Source organism: Neiella marina, assembly GCF_002165625.1.
GTDB lineage: Bacteria > Pseudomonadota > Gammaproteobacteria > Enterobacterales > Neiellaceae > Neiella > Neiella marina.
The window spans coordinates 1-16,641 of the sequence record NZ_NGNS01000018.1; the positions used below are offsets into that span (position 1 = coordinate 1).

General features: G+C 48.8%; 11 protein-coding genes. 5 read left to right on the forward strand and 6 right to left on the reverse strand.

Features of this window, described 5'->3' with window-relative positions:
- Positions 1-162: 162 nt before the first annotated feature.
- The 4 genes from CBE68_RS13270 to CBE68_RS13285 form a co-directional block, all read right to left on the reverse strand.
- Positions 163-1,245 carry a nucleoside hydrolase gene (locus CBE68_RS13270; RefSeq protein WP_229744754.1) on the reverse strand — a complete coding sequence of 361 codons (1,083 nt, stop codon included), beginning with the start codon at positions 1,243-1,245 and terminating at the stop codon, positions 163-165.
- On the reverse strand, positions 1,242-2,294 hold the full coding sequence (locus CBE68_RS13275; protein ID WP_087506587.1) for a purine-nucleoside phosphorylase: 1,053 nt from the start codon (positions 2,292-2,294) through the stop codon (positions 1,242-1,244). Before CBE68_RS13275 ends, CBE68_RS13270 begins: the two co-directional genes overlap by 4 nt.
- A 230-nt stretch (positions 2,295-2,524) precedes the next feature.
- A complete protein-coding gene (locus CBE68_RS13280; RefSeq protein ID WP_087506588.1) occupies positions 2,525-3,877 on the reverse strand; it encodes a sensor histidine kinase in 1,353 nt (450 codons plus the stop codon).
- Positions 3,867-5,264, reverse strand: a complete 1,398-nt coding sequence (locus CBE68_RS13285) for a sigma-54-dependent transcriptional regulator (RefSeq protein WP_087506589.1) — start codon at positions 5,262-5,264, stop codon at positions 3,867-3,869. Before CBE68_RS13285 ends, CBE68_RS13280 begins: the two co-directional genes overlap by 11 nt.
- Positions 5,265-5,434: 170 nt before the next feature.
- Between CBE68_RS13285 and CBE68_RS13290 the strand changes: the two genes are divergently transcribed.
- From CBE68_RS13290 to CBE68_RS13310, 5 genes are all read left to right on the forward strand, one after another.
- Complete coding sequence (locus tag CBE68_RS13290) at positions 5,435-5,848, forward strand: hypothetical protein (protein ID WP_143824562.1); 414 nt, start codon at positions 5,435-5,437, stop codon at positions 5,846-5,848.
- Positions 5,849-5,867: 19 nt separating this feature from the next.
- Positions 5,868-7,175: an efflux RND transporter periplasmic adaptor subunit gene (locus CBE68_RS13295; RefSeq protein ID WP_229744753.1), complete on the forward strand. Its 1,308-nt coding sequence runs from the start codon at positions 5,868-5,870 to the stop codon at positions 7,173-7,175.
- A 35-nt stretch (positions 7,176-7,210) separates the two neighbouring features.
- Positions 7,211-7,891, forward strand: coding sequence for an ABC transporter ATP-binding protein (locus CBE68_RS13300; protein ID WP_087506591.1), 681 nt, complete (start codon positions 7,211-7,213; stop codon positions 7,889-7,891).
- A gap of 14 nt (positions 7,892-7,905) precedes the next feature.
- Positions 7,906-10,413 (forward strand): ABC transporter permease, encoded by a 2,508-nt coding sequence (locus tag CBE68_RS13305; RefSeq protein WP_087506592.1) that lies wholly within the window; start codon positions 7,906-7,908, stop codon positions 10,411-10,413.
- A gap of 238 nt (positions 10,414-10,651) precedes the next feature.
- Positions 10,652-13,879, forward strand: a complete 3,228-nt coding sequence (locus tag CBE68_RS13310; protein WP_087506593.1) for a S41 family peptidase — start codon at positions 10,652-10,654, stop codon at positions 13,877-13,879.
- An 81-nt stretch (positions 13,880-13,960) separates the two neighbouring features.
- Here the strand turns inward: CBE68_RS13310 and CBE68_RS13315 are convergent, their stop codons facing one another.
- The gene (locus tag CBE68_RS13315) at positions 13,961-15,013 is read right to left on the reverse strand and encodes an ABC transporter ATP-binding protein (RefSeq protein ID WP_087506594.1); all 1,053 of its coding nucleotides are present in this window, start codon (positions 15,011-15,013) and stop codon (positions 13,961-13,963) included.
- Positions 15,010-16,632, reverse strand: a complete 1,623-nt coding sequence (locus CBE68_RS13320) for an ABC transporter permease (protein ID WP_087506595.1) — start codon at positions 16,630-16,632, stop codon at positions 15,010-15,012. The genes CBE68_RS13315 and CBE68_RS13320 overlap by 4 nt, the downstream gene beginning before the upstream one ends.
- Positions 16,633-16,641 lie beyond the last annotated feature (9 nt).

The following is a 16,641-nucleotide window of genomic DNA, read 5'->3' on the forward strand; positions in this document are numbered from 1 at the left end:
TTCATAGAGAAACGCCCTAGGCCGTCAAGGCCTAGGGCGGTGAAAATATCCAAGACCCGTTATCCGGTAAACCGCAATGCCGCTCCTCTTAAGTGAACAGCATTGCGCTATTAGCGGGCTTTTTAGTGACTGCGGTATTCAGCAATTTGTTGTTACAACGAGCTAAAGCGCTCGATTAATGGTCTGTTGGAAATTATCAAATACCAGTTTGGGCTGCGATTGGCGACACACTTTAATGGTAGGGCCATCAGTCTTTGCCGTAATGACGCCTGCCGTAGCTGCATTTAAGTGATTGCGCGGCTTACCATCCCATCGAGTCGCAGGCATAGTCAGATCTGATGTTGCGAGATAGGGCGATGAAGTGGTCTGGTGGTCGACTCGAACGGACAACTCATCACCGATGCAGAGCTCCGGCATCACCGCGATTAATACCGCCAAGGTATCCCAAAAATAATACTCGCCGGAGGCGATGAACCAATCATTGTTGTCCAACACTTGGTCCCAGAACTCACCCGCTGGACTATTCACATGTTGCTTGAACTGCTTGGCGACTGACTCCGTTACGCGCACTGAATTAGTGACATCCAAGCCAACTAACTCAATCACTAAACCAGAGCTAAGCACCATATCGGCAGCTAGCGGATCGACAAAGATATTCCACTCGGCATGTTGATTTGGATGACCGTCGGTAAAGTTGGGCACGATGATATTGCCCGGTACATCGAGGTTACCCCCCATGATCACCAGCTTTTCCACTAACGGCTTATCTTGCGGATATTTCATTAACCATTGGGCGATGTTGGTCAAAGGCCCTGTGGCAATCAGTACAGTGGGCTCGGTTTGTTGATGCAGCGTTTGATGGATCAGTTCAACTGCATGGATAGAACTGGCCTTACGGTTGCTAGGTTCAAGCGCGACTCCTGAAAGAGTATCGGAATCGACCCGCCACGGCTCTGGGAATACCGCGTAACCGTCAAGCGGATAGGCATCGCCGCAAGCGAAAGGCAATTGCGCTGGCGCATCGGCAACCAAATCGATTAACGAAGCGGTGTTGGCCAACGCTGGCTCGCAACGAGATTCGCCACTGGTCGAAATGGTGATGGCTTTGACATCGGCTTGCGGGTGCTGCAGCAAATACAACAAGGCTGCCCAGTCGTCGATTGCCATGTCGTTGTCAAAGATCATCGGCTTGGCAACGCTGACGCTACTGCAAAGTAGCGTCAAGGCGAGGGTAAGCCGCTTCACTTTTCCGCTCCGGGTAACGTTTGTTGGTACGTCGACCAATCATCAAGCAGGGCATCGAGCACGACAGATCCCATTTCATAAGCCGCTTCAATTGCAGGGAAGCCATCATCTGGATAATCCGCGGTCGTCGACCAAGCGGCGGTTTTTCCTTTTGGTGGCATTGAGTAGTTACTGACGGTGCGCAATACCAGAATACGATCGGCATCGACCAGCCCTGTGCGATCAAGACGGTGCAGGGCGGTTAGGGTGCCATTGTCTTCCATATTGGTGGTCATAAATGCCGAGTCTTTACCGGCGTGAAGGTGCATCCAGTCGTTGGCCCAGTTGTTGAGCAGCTCACCATGCCAGTAGGTGCTAGAACCAATGGTGTCACCAATAGTGACAAAGGGTTTTTTCTGGGCATTGGGGTAATCGTTATACATGGCTCGGAATTCAGCCATCGCTTTGGTATCGGTGACCGAATAATCTTTGGTCAGCTGATAAGCCCAGTCGACCAAGCCTTCATTCAAACCAAAATGAATGGTATCAACGGTCCAGCCGGTTGCTTCTTGATTCGGCTCGTAGGCGCCTAACGGAATAAGGCCATATTCCCACTCCTTAGGAATTTCACGACCATCGATTTCGTACAGCAAGTCGCCATCAACAACATGTTTGGCCCACACTCCGGTGCCAAGTGAAACGTCATTTGGATCACCACCACCAATGCCTGCAATCAGCCAGTATGCTTTTGATAAATCAAAACGGGGATCCATGCCCAATGCCATGATCGACGCGGTGGCATTGGTAACACCGCCGCCAGTGCACATTGCCAGCACACCTGCATCATTGATGTGCAGTGGATGTTGTCCCATGGGGAAGTCGATTGGTTGGTCAATTTTACCGCGCTCAATCCACAGTTGATATTCCCCGGCCCGATCACCGGTTAGCTCACCACTCTCGAACATGGATACAACCACCGCTTTGACTTCGATTTTGTCTGCTGCTGCGTAGGTCTGGCTGATACAACAAGTTGCTAGTGCGGCGGTAATGATTTTTTTATTGAACTGCATATTGCTCTCCGGTTATCGATATACATCTCTCCGGTGTAGACAAAAGCAAAATACTGGCCAGTTAGACATGTTTTTGTTTCAGACTTTAATCTAGTGGTGTTTGGCGAGGACAAAGTGCACGCATATGCGGTGTGAATTGTTGGAGATTTGCTTGACAGACTTAGTTAAGCGACATCAATTTCCTAAACGGAGTGTTGCCACAAAAGGGGATAGATGTCTGAGCGTTGACGTCAGAACAACAAGCTAAATTTGCTCCCTTTGCCTTCGTTGGTAATTAACGAAATACTGCCACCATGGGCGAGCATTATCTGTCGAGTTAACGCCAAACCCACTCCCGAACCTTCTGGCTTGGTGGTGTAAAAAGGCACGAAGACTTTGCTTGCCACTTGGTCATTCATGCCGACACCATTATCTGCCACTTCGATGACCACGTGTCCTCGGGTATTTAATGATGCCCGAATAGTGATTTGTGGTGCTTTGACATCTGCAGTAGCATGCTCAGCGTTAATTAGCAGGTTTAGTAACACTTGCTCAATCATTCCAGCATCGGCTTCAATGGCCAAAGACGTTGGCTCAACGTCGACAACAACTTGAATGTGTTTCTCGATCCAACTTTGACAGGCTAAACGCTGCACTTGCTCTAGTAACTGTTTCACTGACACCACTGTTTTGTTGGGAGGCCCCAAACGCGTCAATTGCCGATAGCTGTTAACAAATGCCATTAAGCTATCACTGCGGCGAGCAACCGTGGTGACCGCGTCATGGGCATCATCGAGTTCTTCGATTTGTGCGCTTTGCTGGGCAGCACTGAGCTTGGCATCCTCGACGAGGGCAGCGGCGGTATTGGCGAGCGATGCCACCGGGGTAATTGAATTCATGATTTCATGCGTCAACACGCGGACTAAATCTTGCCATGCTTCAAGCTGAGCGGCGTCGAGCTCCGACTGAATATCTTGGAGGCTGACCAGTCGTTCGCTTTGCTGGCCAACAACGACTTCAGTTACAGACACACTTAATTGCCGTTTGACGCCATCAATATCCATGGTGATCAGTGAACGAGTTCCAGGCTTTAGCGCTGCGAGCAGTGCCGGTGCGTTACTGTTAAATGCCGTTAAATCGTCGAGCTTGACCACTGGGTGGGTGCCAAATAGCCGACGTGCGCTGTTGTTCCAAAGGGTAATGTGCTGATCACTTTGAATACTAATCAGTGGTACCGGCACATGCTCAACGACGGCTTTTACATGGCGAAGAGCCTCTTCCTTATGAGTTCGAGCGTGTTGCAAGCGGGCCAATACTTCATCAAAGGCTTGGCCCAGTTCATCAAAACCTGAACCTAATTTCGATAGATCAAAACGTTGCGAATAGTCAGCGTTTCTGGCGGCATCAAAAAACCGAACAAGCTCGGCATTAGTTTTTGACACAAACCGAATAAGCTCAAACAGCTGTACCATTAACAACGCGGCTAACAGCACTGACACAGCATGATAGCCTGGCGCTGTCATCGCTTTGACTAGCATGGTCAGCGACGCCATCGCAAGCACGGTTCGAGTCACAATAAATAACGAGAACCTCTTAAAGCCCATGCTTTTCCATCCTTCTATACAAGGCTGCGCGGGTTAGACCCAGTTCTTTTGCGGCATGGCTGATGTTGTACTTGTGTTTGCGTAATGCTTGCTCGACGGCACGCTTTTCAAGTGCTTCTAAATTGAGTTCACCGACCAGATCAGTCGCTTGAGTTGGTGGTGAAATTGGTTGCTGATTGACTTGCTCGGACTCCAATTGGAAGTCAGAGGCTACTAGTTGCTCAGATTCTGCCATGATCACTGCGCGCTCGATCGCATGCCGCAATGCTCTGACATTACCGGGCCATTTATATGCAACAAGTGCAGATTGAGCTGAATCCGATAACACCATGTCGGACTTGTGGTATTTACGCGCATATTGTTGCAAGTAGTGGTCAGCGATGGCGACAATATCTTCGGACCGATCCCTGAGAGCAGGAAGCTGTATTTCGACGGTATTTAGGCGGTACAACAAGTCCTGGCGAAAGTGTTGTTCATCAGTTAGTACGGATTTGTCATAGTTAGTCGCAGCGACGATACGAACATCAAATGCTTCGGCTTTATTGCTACCAACCGGTGTCACCTTCCGTTGCTCCAACACGGTTAACAGCTTTGCTTGTAGGTGCATCGGTAGGTTACCAATTTCGTCTAAAAACAAGGTGCCGCCATCAGCAGCCTTTATCTTGCCAACCCGATCCTGCTGGGCGCCGGTGAATGAACCTTTTTTGTGACCAAATAACTCGCTTTCAAACAGTGTTTCGGCAATCGATCCTAAATCAACCGACAAGAATACTTGCTCTGAGCGTTGGCTCTGTTGGTGAATGGCACGCGCCACTAGTTCTTTACCTGTGCCGTTTTCTCCCAAAATCAGTACATTGGCATCGGTTGGTGCGGCTTTAGAAATCAGATTGTAGATCTGCTGCATCCTCGGTGATTGCCCAACCATGGCTGCGCCGGGCTCGACAGATGCTTGGATCAATGCTTGATTGGTTGCTTTGAGTACTTGGGTTTGTTGACGAGAGCGCTTTAACTCCAGAGCGGTAGTGACAGTGGCAATGACTTTTTCGTTGTGCCAAGGCTTCGAAATGAAGTCGGTGGCACCTAGTTTCATTGCTTCCACAGCAACATCAATGCCGCCATGGGCGGTGATCATAATAACAATTGCGTCCGGCTTCAGCGCAATGATCTGTTCAAGCCAATAAAAACCTTGTTCGCCGGAGCTTTCTCCCGGACCAAAGTTCATATCCAACAGCACCACGTCATAGTCGGTATCGCTGAGCAATTTGGGGATTTGCTCAGGGCGATTGCAGACGTCAACTTGGCTGAATTGACGCTTTAGCAGCAGTTTACCTGCCACCAAGATATCTTGGTCATCATCAATGATCAGAATGTTTGCTTCGTGTTTCACATCGATTTCTCGTCACTTAACTGTTCATTAACGTACACCTAGTGTTCGCCAGCGTACAGTTAATTTTCTGCCTGAATATAAATAATTTATATATTACAGCATGTTAGTCGTGTGGAATGAAGTTTGTATTAGTCAGGGAAAGTAACCCAAAGCATAAGGAATTGAATCCAATGCTCGACTACCCGAACGCGAACTCAACCCGCCAGCGAGCATGCTGGACGAAGTGGTTGATTGCCACCGTTGTTGGCGTATGCCTGTGGTCACTAGTTGGTTTGGTTCAGCACCTAGAGCTGCAATCGCCATCATTAAAGCTCAGTCCAACTGTGCCGTTGCAACCGCCACAACGATTAACTGAAGGCTTTATTCCGGCTCGTGATTTTCAGGTTGCTGGGTCAAAAGCTCCCTCAGACAGTCAGCAATTTGGCGAGATCAAGATTGTGATGATTGAGAAGGGCGGTATATCTCAGGTGTTCGTAAACGTACACCTAGTGTTCATTATCGTTCAGTTTAATCTCCGAGAAATTATCATTAAACCAATTAATTCAGCAGCTTACTCTGTTGGTACAGAACTTGTTTCAATTTGAATATCTCAGGCTCATCGACATGAAACACATGAATAAGTCATTAAAACCTGTATCGCCAGCAGGCTCAGGAGCGGTCAGTGGCTCCGCCATGGATCGCAAGGTTAGCAAAGTGAGTAAACGCTGGCCCAAGTTTGCAATCGCTGCCGTTGTATCGGCTGTTGGTCTCTGGCTTGCCATTGGCATTTATCAAAAGTCTGATGGTTCGGCACTCGCAGTTCAGTCAGACCGGGTGGTGATTTCAACCATCATTGAAGGCACATTTGAAGATTTTATTCCGGTCCGAGGCCGAGTTGCTCCAGCACAAACAGTCTTTCTCGATGCCATTGAAGGTGGCCGAGTAGAGCGCATTCTGGTCGAAGATGGGATGGCGCTAAACGCTGGAGATTTAATCGTTGAGCTATCGAATGCGTCATTGCAGTTGAATGTGTTGGGAAATGAAGCACGCGTGGCTGAACAACTCAACAACATGCGTTCGATTGAGCTCAGCCTGGAGCAAAATAGACTGCGCCACAAAAGCAACATTATTGATATTGAGTACCAAATTAAAATGCTTAGTCGGCAGTTCAAACGAGAGCAAGATCTGATTAAAACTGGCGCAGTCAACAAGTCTAAGTTCGACGATACCAAAGACACCTTGGATTGGTACAAGAGCCAATTAGCGGTCACGTTAGAAAGCCAAGCATCTGATGCGAGAATGCAAGAAGAGCAATTGCAGTTTCTCAAGGCGACCAGTGCGCGGTTAGAAAACAATTTGGCTATTTCGCGCCAGAATCTTGAAAACATGAATGTTAGAGCCCCGGTAGATGGCAAGTTATCAGGCTTTAACATTGAAGTTGGGCAAAGTATTGGTCGTGGTGAGCGCATCGGCCAGATTGACACCCCCAATGACTTTAAACTTACCGCATACATCGATGAATACTACTTAGGACGAGTCGATATTGGCCAACAGGCAAGTTATCAGCAATACCCATTGGTGATCAGCAAAATCTATCCTCAGGTCCAGAATGGCCAATTCGAAGTCGATTTCAAATTTGTTGACCAACAACCATCGGGTATTCGTCGCGGCCAAACCATTCAAACCAAGTTAACACTCGGTGATGCCAGTAAAGCGGTATTGCTGCCAAATGGTGCTTTCTATCAAGACACCGGTGGTAATTGGATTTTTGTCGTCACCGATGATGGCTCTGAAGCGATCAAACGGCCGATTCGACTTGGGCGCCGCAATAGCCAGTACATCGAAGTTATCGAGGGCTTGGAAGTGGGGGAGCGCGTCGTTACCAGTCCCTACACCAGCTATCAAAACAAACAGCGGTTAACGCTGAACTAACGCCAACAACACCTTTAACCGCAAGGAACCTAACCATGTTGAAACTGCACAATCTTAGCCGTATTTATCAAACCGAAGACGTTGAAACCTTGGCATTGAATGATGTCAATATCGAAATTGCCGAGGGCGAATTTGTCGCCATCATGGGGCCCTCTGGCTGTGGTAAATCAACCTTGCTCAATACCATTGGTATGTTGGATTCACCGAGCTCAGGTCACTATTGGTTCAACGGTGAAGACATTGCCACATACACTGAGGCTAAATTGGCTGCCATTCGAAAAATCAATATTGGCTTTATTTTCCAAAACTTCAATTTGATTGACGAGCTCACCGTCGAAGAAAACATCGAATTGGCGTTGTTGTACCACAACGTGCCTGCCGCAGAGCGTAAGCAGCGTGTGGCCAACGTCATGGATAAGATTGGCATTGGTCACCGGGCGAAGCACATGCCGAGTCAATTGTCTGGTGGTCAGCAACAGCGAGTCGCCGTTGCTCGTGCCGTGGTTGGTGACCAAAAGATGATCCTGGCTGACGAGCCAACCGGTAACCTCGACAGTGCGCATGGCCAGGAAGTGATGGAAATCTTGCAAAGCCTCAATGCCGAGGGCACCACCATTGTGATGGTGACCCACAGCCCAGCTCATGCCGACTTCGCCAAGCGTACCATTCGTTTGTTTGATGGTCGTGTGGTGACTGAGAACGTTCGTGCAGCATAAATAGGGTACCGATTATGTTTTCAAACTACCTAGTGACAGCGTGGCGAAACATCGTTAAAAACGGCGTTTTCTCGGCGATCAATATTATCGGCTTGGCAGTTGCTCTGATGAGTTGCATCTTGATCATGTTATTTGTTCGTGAAGAGTCAGGTTATGACCAATGGCTAACTGATAGTGACCGATTGGTGCGTATCCACACGGCTTATACCATGCCTGGGCAACCCCCTTTTTATACCGTCCGTTCTGCCGGGCGGATGATGGAAGCGCTGAGAGACTTTGCTGCCAATGAAGTGAGCACAGGTGTTCGTCTTATTCAATGGGGGACCACGGTTCAACATCAAGGCACGGGTTACGCTGAAGAACTATATATGGTTGATCCGACGTTTTTTGATGTCTTTGATTTGCCCTTCGAGCATGGCGACCCGGCAACATCATTCAGCAAGCCGATGGATCTGGTGATCTCACAACAAATGGCGTTGAAGTTTTTTGGTCGAACCGATGTCATTGGTGAAACCATTACGTTTTGCTGCCATCAATCGCAACCCTATGTGGCGACTATTACTGGGGTGCTAAAAGATAGTGGTAAGCCATCGCACTTGAATCCTAATTTTGTCTTTTATCTCAATCCGGCATTATTCCAGAATGACACCAACGTTCTGCACACTTGGACTAGCGTCAATGTTTATACCTACTTCAAGTTGAACGCCGGAGTCAGCCCGGAACAATTTCAGCAACGAATCGACTTCTGGCTCAATAATGAAAGTCCACTGATCGACATGGCCAAGCGATTTCTTGGTGAAGCGGGCAACGGATTGGCGGTGACCGATGTGCTAAACCTCAAGGTCATGCCGGTGGCGGATCTTCATCTCAAGGCAAAATTGGACTCAGGCACCATGGGTGACCTGACGCCAATGGGCGATCAGCAAATGATTAATACCTTTAGTCTGGTTGCCATACTGGTATTGGTGATTGCCTGTATCAACTTTATGAATCTAGCAACAGCTAAGGCATCGAAACGGGCCAAAGAAGTGGCGATGCGCAAGGTACTGGGAGCGTCACGAACACAAGTGGCAGTGCAATTTTTAAGTGAAGCTATTGCTCTGGTGCTGATTGCCATGTTGGTGGCAATTGCTGCGGCGGAGCTGGCGTTACCGTTTTACAACGACATTATCGGTAAACAGCTGGAACTGGCGTTGTTCCGCGATCTCAATTTATTGCTCAGTTTGGTTGCTATTGCTGTGATGGTGGGGTTACTCGCAGGATTGTATCCGGCAGTTTATCTGTCGCGCTTCCTTCCGGGCCATATCTTAAAGGCGAGCAAGAGTTCTGAGAGTGCTGGGTCGAGTAAACTGCGTAATAGCCTAGTGATTGGTCAATTTGCTACCTCGATTGTGCTGGTGGTGGCAACATTGGTGGTCTACGGCCAAACCTTGTATTCCAATCATGTTGATGTCGGCTATCAGTATCACGACAAGCTTGTTCTGAACATCCGAGCAGCAAATGGCAATTTGGATAGTTTGAAGCATCAACTGCAAGCGTTGCCAGAAGTCAGCTCGGTGTCGTTTTCATCGGAGTCACCGACACAGGACAATGAAAACAACACCATGTTTACCCTAGTTGAGGCAAATCCCAGTGGTGAAAAAGTGGATGGTCAAATCCTCAACTACTACCACATGGATTATCAGTTCTTCGACAGTTATGGCATTCAGCCCTTAGCCGGCCGCGTGTTTAGTGAAGAATTTGGCGCTGATGCTTTGTCGCAGTTGGCTGAAGGCTCTCATGACTTGGGGCACGGCAGCGTCATTCTTAATGTCACCGCTGCCAAAAAATTCGGTTTCTCCGCTCCGGCTCAAGCGGTGGGGAAAACGTTGCACTCTGACCAACGTCACCTCAAGGTCATCGGTGTGATCCCAGATATTCACTTCCGCTCAGTGAAATTTGGTATCCGGGCGTCCGTGTACATGGTCGATCCGGCTCGGTACGCGGTTGCAAATATTGGTTTTGATACCGCTGATGTGCCGGCGTTGCTGACAAAAATACAAACTATCTGGGATGCCAATGTCACCATGCAGCCGATGACTTTGGAATTCTTGTCAGAAATGATGGCCGCGCAATATCAAGACGAAGCCACCACCGCCGAGTTGTTCTTGGCATTCTCGGTATTGGCAATCATCATCGCCTGTTTGGGGCTCTATGGTTTATCGGCTTATACCGTAGAGCGACGGACTAAAGAAATCGGTGTTCGCAAAGTCATGGGAGCGAGTGTCACAGATGTGATTCGCTTACTCATTTGGCAGTTTTCAAAACCGGTGATGCAAGCAAACTTGATTGCTTGGCCCATTGCTATTTACTTGATGCTCGATTGGTTGAGCCATTTTCCATACCGTATTGAACAATGGTACTTGCTACCAATCTGTGCCGCCGTTGGCCTGTTGTCGTTGTCTATCGCTTGGATAACGGTTGCTGGCAATGCCGCGCGCGTTGCCAGACGCAATCCGATTCGGGCATTACGTTACGAATAGCTGCACCAATTGCTAGTGCCGTGATTGTCAGCTCGCAACACCTGCGAGCTGACTGCATTTCACGGTAAATAATTGCGCTCACAGACAACTCTTGTTACCAAATAGATCTGCTGCAGATAACTGCCTGAGCCTAACATACGGTTTGGCTCACTAAAGAATAATCCTGGTGGTGACGCCAAGCTGCTAATAACCGACTAAATTAAAAACGAAATATAATTATCAGGGACTTGATCAATTAATGAATAAACTATCGCTCGTCGCTGTTCTGGCGACAGTATCTGCATGTTCCACTGCTGATGCACCTGACGCCAATTGGTACCGAAACGCCGCTATTTCGCCTGATGGCCAAAGCATTCTGTTTTCTGCTAAAGGCGACATCTATCAGGTGCCTGTTGCTGGCGGTAAAGCAACGCCCTTAATCTCAGATGCTGGTTGGGATGGTCATCCAGTTTGGTCTCACGATGGCAAGTCTGTGGCGTTTGCCAGCAACCGTAATGGTAGCTTGGATGTTTACCTGTTAGATCTGGCTGACAAGCAGACCAAACGCCTGACTTATCATAGTGCCAATGATGTGCCGACCGATTTTACTGCGGACAATAGTCAAGTGTTGTTTAGCTCCGGCCGTATGCCAGCCGCCAGTTCATCTGGTTTTCCGACGACGAGCATGCAGCAACTGTATTCGATTGATATCAGCGGCGGTACGCCGACCATGGTATTGACGACGCCCGCGTTGGAAGCGCAAGTGGCGCCGGACGGGAGAACCATTGCTTACATGGATAACAAAGGCTATGAAAATGGTCAGCGAAAACACGATGTGTCAGCTTTTGCGCGAGATATCTGGCGCTACGATGTTAAGTCTGGCAAGCATACCCAATTGACGACATTCGCCGGTGGTGATAGCTCGCCGGTTTGGTCGAAAGATGGCACTACCTTGTATTTTTTGAGTGAGCAGGGCGATAGTAATTTCAATGTCTGGCAGATGGATGCCAACGGCGGTTCACAAAAACAGCTATCAAATTTCAATACCAATCCAGTGCGCTCGTTGAGTGTGTCCGATAACGGTATGCTGGCTTACAGTTGGCATGGCAATTTGTATACCCAACTGCCAGATCAAGAGCCGCAACGACTTGATGTTTCGTTGCTTGCCGCTAAGTCCAGCCTCGCCGAACAAACAATCGATATCGCTGGTAAGGCGAGCACTTTTGCGGTCTCACCAAGTGGTAAGGAAGTTGCGTTTGTTGCCCGTGGTGAGTTGTTTGTTGCCTCGGTTGAATATGGTACTACGGTCCGTTTGACCGACACCCCAGAACAAGAGCGCACCATCAGTTGGTTCCCAGACGGCCGAGGCATTGCTTATTCAGCTGAAACTGACGGCGCCTGGGGCATATACAAAATTGCCATCGCTGATGACGACGAACCTTATTTTTTTGCTGCCACCAAGTTTGATACCAGTACGGTACTCAAAGGGGAAGTCGACATCTTCCAACCATTGGTATCGCCCGATGGTGAAAAGCTCGCGTATTTGCACAAGCGAGATGAAATTCGAGTGCTAGATCTGGCATCAGGAAAGAGCAATACCGTGTTTGCTGGCAAATACAATTACAGTTACTCCGATGGCGATATTGGCTTTGATTGGTCGCCAGATAGCCAATGGCTTGCTGCCAGTTACGTATCGCGCGGTTTGTATTTCTACACTGATATTGGCATAGCGCCAGCAGATGGCAGCAAGCCGCCGGTTGATGTCTCTTTATCTGGTTATGGCGAGTACTTGCCCGATTGGATCAGCGCAGATTTACTGCTATTCGTTTCTGATCAGTATGGCGAAAGAGCTCACGGCAGTTGGGGTGGGGAAGCTGATGTTATGGGGCTGTTCCTTACTCAGGATGGCTTTGAGCGTCACCATATGTCGAAAGAGGAGCGGGAGCTATTGGCCGAAGCTCAAGAACAGGCGGAGAAAGACAACAAAGACCAGCAAGAGGAAGAGTCTAAAGAGCAAGATAGCGACCAGGCTGAGCCAATCAAAATCGACTGGCAGGATATGGATGAGCGGGTCGTTCGGCTGACCAAGCATTCATCAGAGTTGGGTAGCTTTGTTATGACGCCCAATATGGAGAAGCTCTACTACCTTGCCGAGTTCGAAAAAGGTTATGACCTTTGGGTACAAGACTACAAAGAGAATAGCACCAAACTAGCACTTAAACTCGGTGCCTCAAGTGCATCGCTGGAGTTAAGCGATGACGGTGAGGTGGCAGTATTGTTAGCTGATGGCGCTCTGAGTAAGTTGACTCTTGGCAATTCAGTTGAACAATCGGCTATTGCGGCTTCTGGCTCAGTGGCGTTAAAAGCTGATGCGGAACGTCGTTATATGTTTGAGCATCTATGGCGTCAGACCGACGATAAGTTCTATCGCCCGACGATGCATGGCATTGACTGGGATGAGATGTACCGTCAATACCAGCCGAAAATCGCGGGGCTCAACAACAACAAGGACTTTGCTGATCTAACCAGCGAAATGCTTGGTGAGCTAAATGCATCACATACTGGCACTTACTTCCGTTCGAATGTAGCAGCTGCAGCGACAACACCTTCAATTGGCGCTTTGTTAGCCATGGTGCCGGGCAAAGACGGCCTGACCGTTGAGGAAATTCTGCCACACAGTCCACTCGGTAAATATGCTGATCAGCTAACAGCTGGGGTGTTATTGACGGCCGTGGATGGTCAGCCGGTGAATCGTCAAAACAATCTCGCCAAAGCGCTTAATGGTAAAACCGGTCAACGGACACGCATGACATTTAACAATGGCAAAGACTCGTTTGACCTAGTGATTCGGCCAAAGTCGCTAGCCGATGAATCTGCCGCCATGTACAAGCGTTGGGTCGATAGCCGCCGAGCGCTGGTGGAGAAGGAATCTGGTGGCAAACTAGCTTATGTACACATCCCGCAAATGAACGACAGTGCTTATCGTCAAGTCCACAAGGAGCTGTTTGGCCGTGGCTTTGATAAGCAAGGCGTGGTGATTGACACCCGTTTCAATGCTGGCGGCTGGCTAACTGATGATCTAGTGACTCTGTTTAGCGGTAATGAATACAGCCAAATGGTTGCGCGCGGTATTACATCAAAAGGTAATTCTATGAGGCGTTGGACCAAGCCGTCAGTGCTGTTGGTCAATGAAGGTAATTACTCTGATGGCAATTGCTTCCCTAATGGTTATCGTGATAACAACATTGGCCCCATCGTTGGTATGCCGGTGCCAGGCACTTGTACTGCGGTGTGGTGGGAGTGGCTGCAATCAGGGGACTTAGTGTTTGGCATTCCGCAGCTCGGCGTGGCTCGAATGGACGGCGAATTCATGGAAAACGTCCAAATTGAACCTGATGTATTGGTCAATAACAGCAAAGAAGCAACGCTTCGCGGTGATGACCCGCAACTTGAGCGTTCAGTGAAAGAGCTGCTAAAACTGAAATAAATCAATGTTCCTATGTAAAAAGCCCCCTGAGTTGGGGGCTTTTAATCAACATCGGTCCATCATTTACATCGATTATTCAGTTCAAAGCCCGCGGTCGAATAGGGTAGTTTGCTGTTGCTTAATGACGATGGGGATCGACTGCTCAATCTCCGCCGCTAAGTCCGTCGCAAGATGAATGAACAAATGATGGTCGTCCTCAAGCCGAACTTGATAGCGCTGGTAGTTTCCACAATAGGTCTGGCTGACAACCGGCAGACTGATGTGGCTGCTCGGATCATATTGAATGTCTTCGGCGCGGATCAGGACACTAACCTCGCTATTGCCTGCTAACTGTTTGCTAGGCAAAGGCAGCGTACCCAAAGCGGTTTCGATTGCTGTTGCTGTTACTTTGCCCGCGATGAGTTGACCACTACCAATAAATCGGGCAACAAAAGCGCTGGCGGGGCATCGGTATATTTGCTGTGGCGTATCATATTGATGAACTTGGCCGTCATTCATCACCGCAACACGGTCTGCAAGCGCAAACGCCTCGTGTTGATCATGGGTCACGATTAAGCTGGTGATCCCTTCGTGTTTGAGGATTTGCCGCAACTCAGGCACCAAGGTTGATTTCAAATGGCTATCAAATCCGGAAAACGGCTCATCAAGTAACAATAGTTTAGGTTTGGGTGCCAGTGCTCTGGCAAGGGCTACTCGCTGTTGCTGACCACCGGACAGAGCGGAGGGGTATTGTTCGGCCTTGGCAGTCAAGCCGATTAGTTCGAGCAACTGTTGCAGTCGTTGTTGTTGCTGTTGTTTTGGTTGTTGATAGAGGCCAAAGCAGATGTTTTCAGCCACTGTAAGGTGGGGAAACAAGGCTAAGTCTTGGAATACCATACCGATTTGACGTTGCTCTGGGGCAATTACGTTGCGCTTGGATGACAACTCTTTGCCTGCCATCGATATGGTGCCGCTATCAGGTTTGATAAGACCTGCGATTAGTTTTAACAGTGTCGATTTACCACAACCACTTGGCCCTAGGAGACAATTTATTTCCCCCGTCAGCTGATTCAGGCTGATGCAATCTAATACCTGTTGTTGCTTAAATCGCAGTCGTACCTGATTTAATTCAAGCATTGCGTTTGCTTGATTCATGACCGTCCTCCACCAATACTACGATTTAAAACTAGCACCGGAATTATACCGGCAAGCACCATGACAATCGCTGATGGACCCGCATCATAAAGCCGTTCGTCGGAAGCCATTTCGTAAGCTCTGACCGACAAGGTATTGAAGTTAAATGGCCGCAAAATCAAGGTCGCTGGTAATTCTTTAATGACATCAACGAATACAATCAGTGCTGCGGTCAAGACACTTGGCCGCAGCAGTGGTATGTGAATTTGTCTGATTACCTGCCAAGGTGTGCGCCCCAATAAGCGGGCAGAATCATCAATGTGAGGTTTGATGGTGGCCATGCCACTACTAATTGAACCGACCGCAACCGTCATAAATCGAACAGCGAAAGCAAACAGTAACGCCACCAATGTACCAGAAACCCAAAGGCCACTATCGACCCCAAGCAACTGACTGAGCCCCTCGACCAAACTGTGATCAACAGCGGTCAGAAGTGATATCACGCCAATGGCGACAATGGTGCCAGGCAATGCGTAACCAATAGATGCGATTTGCACGGTTAGCTTGACCCACCAGCTAGGTTGCAACCTTACCGCATAACACAATATCAAGGCGATACAGACGGTCAAAATTGCAGCCAAAGAAGCCAGTACCGTGGAGTTGATTGCCAGTTCAACAAAACTCGCTTGTTGCCATTCGTCACTTTCAACGCCCCACAAAATTAGCGTCAGTACAGGAATGAAAAAGCCCAATAACGGCGGTACTAAACAGCATATTTGGGCCAGCGGCTGACGCCAACCACTTATCAACAGAGGCGTTGATTGCTGTTTGCTATCCTCTAGCGCATGAAATGCCATGCCCTTACGAGATTGTTTTTCCAAGCCATATAGCACCAGTACCACCACCAGCAGCACCATGGCTAATTGCGCGGTGGCTGACTCATCACCAAAGCCGTAATAGGTTCGAAAGATCCCGGTGGTAAAGGTGGCAATGCCAAAGTACTGAACGGTGCCATAGTCCGACATGGTCTCCATCAGCGCCAACAACACGCCAGCAGCGATTGCAGGCCGAGCGAGCGGCAATGCGACTTTGAAGATGTTTCTCGAAAAAGGCGAACCCAGTGTTCGAGCGACGGCATTGAGCTGATGGCGCTGCTGCAAGAACGCTGAGCGAGCAAGCAAATAAACATAAGGGTACAGTACCAGCGATAACACACAAACGGCGCCGCCGAGGGAGTGAATGTCAACGAACCAGTAATCACCATAAGACAGTTCAAACTGCTGCCGTATCCATCGTTGGATTGGACCAGAGTCGTTTAATAGCCCGCTGTAGACGTAGGCAACAATGTAAGCAGGCATTGCCATTGGCAGAATAATTAGCCAACTTATTGTCTTGCGAAAAGGGAAATCACAGCAGGCACATAGCCAAGCACTGGGAACGCCCAACAGTAGGGTACCTATGGTCACCCCAACCATTAAGCCAATTGAATTACCGAGGTAGTCACCCAACACGGTTTGGTATAGGTGGCCCCAAACCTCACTCGACGAACTCAGAGCCAAGTAAATGATGAACAGTGTTGGCATTGCCAAGATTGCGGCAATGCCAAACGAACCGAGCGATAGAGCGGAAAATCGCCTCATGATACTGAT

Excerpts from the sequence above, each read along its gene's own strand:
- CBE68_RS13280 (WP_087506588.1), bottom strand. The coding sequence starts at position 3,877 with ATGGGCTTTAAGAGGTTCTCGTTATTTATTGTGACTCGAACCGTGCTT.
- CBE68_RS13295 (WP_229744753.1), top strand. The coding sequence starts at position 5,868 with ATGAAACACATGAATAAGTCATTAAAACCTGTATCGCCAGCAGGCTCA.
- CBE68_RS13290 (WP_143824562.1), top strand. The coding sequence starts at position 5,435 with ATGCTCGACTACCCGAACGCGAACTCAACCCGCCAGCGAGCATGCTGG.
- CBE68_RS13320 (WP_087506595.1), bottom strand. The coding sequence starts at position 16,632 with ATGAGGCGATTTTCCGCTCTATCGCTCGGTTCGTTTGGCATTGCCGCA.
- CBE68_RS13310 (WP_087506593.1), top strand. The coding sequence starts at position 10,652 with ATGAATAAACTATCGCTCGTCGCTGTTCTGGCGACAGTATCTGCATGT.
- CBE68_RS13275 (WP_087506587.1), bottom strand. The coding sequence starts at position 2,294 with ATGCAGTTCAATAAAAAAATCATTACCGCCGCACTAGCAACTTGTTGT.
- CBE68_RS13315 (WP_087506594.1), bottom strand. The coding sequence starts at position 15,013 with ATGAATCAAGCAAACGCAATGCTTGAATTAAATCAGGTACGACTGCGA.
- CBE68_RS13305 (WP_087506592.1), top strand. The coding sequence starts at position 7,906 with ATGTTTTCAAACTACCTAGTGACAGCGTGGCGAAACATCGTTAAAAAC.
- CBE68_RS13300 (WP_087506591.1), top strand. The coding sequence starts at position 7,211 with ATGTTGAAACTGCACAATCTTAGCCGTATTTATCAAACCGAAGACGTT.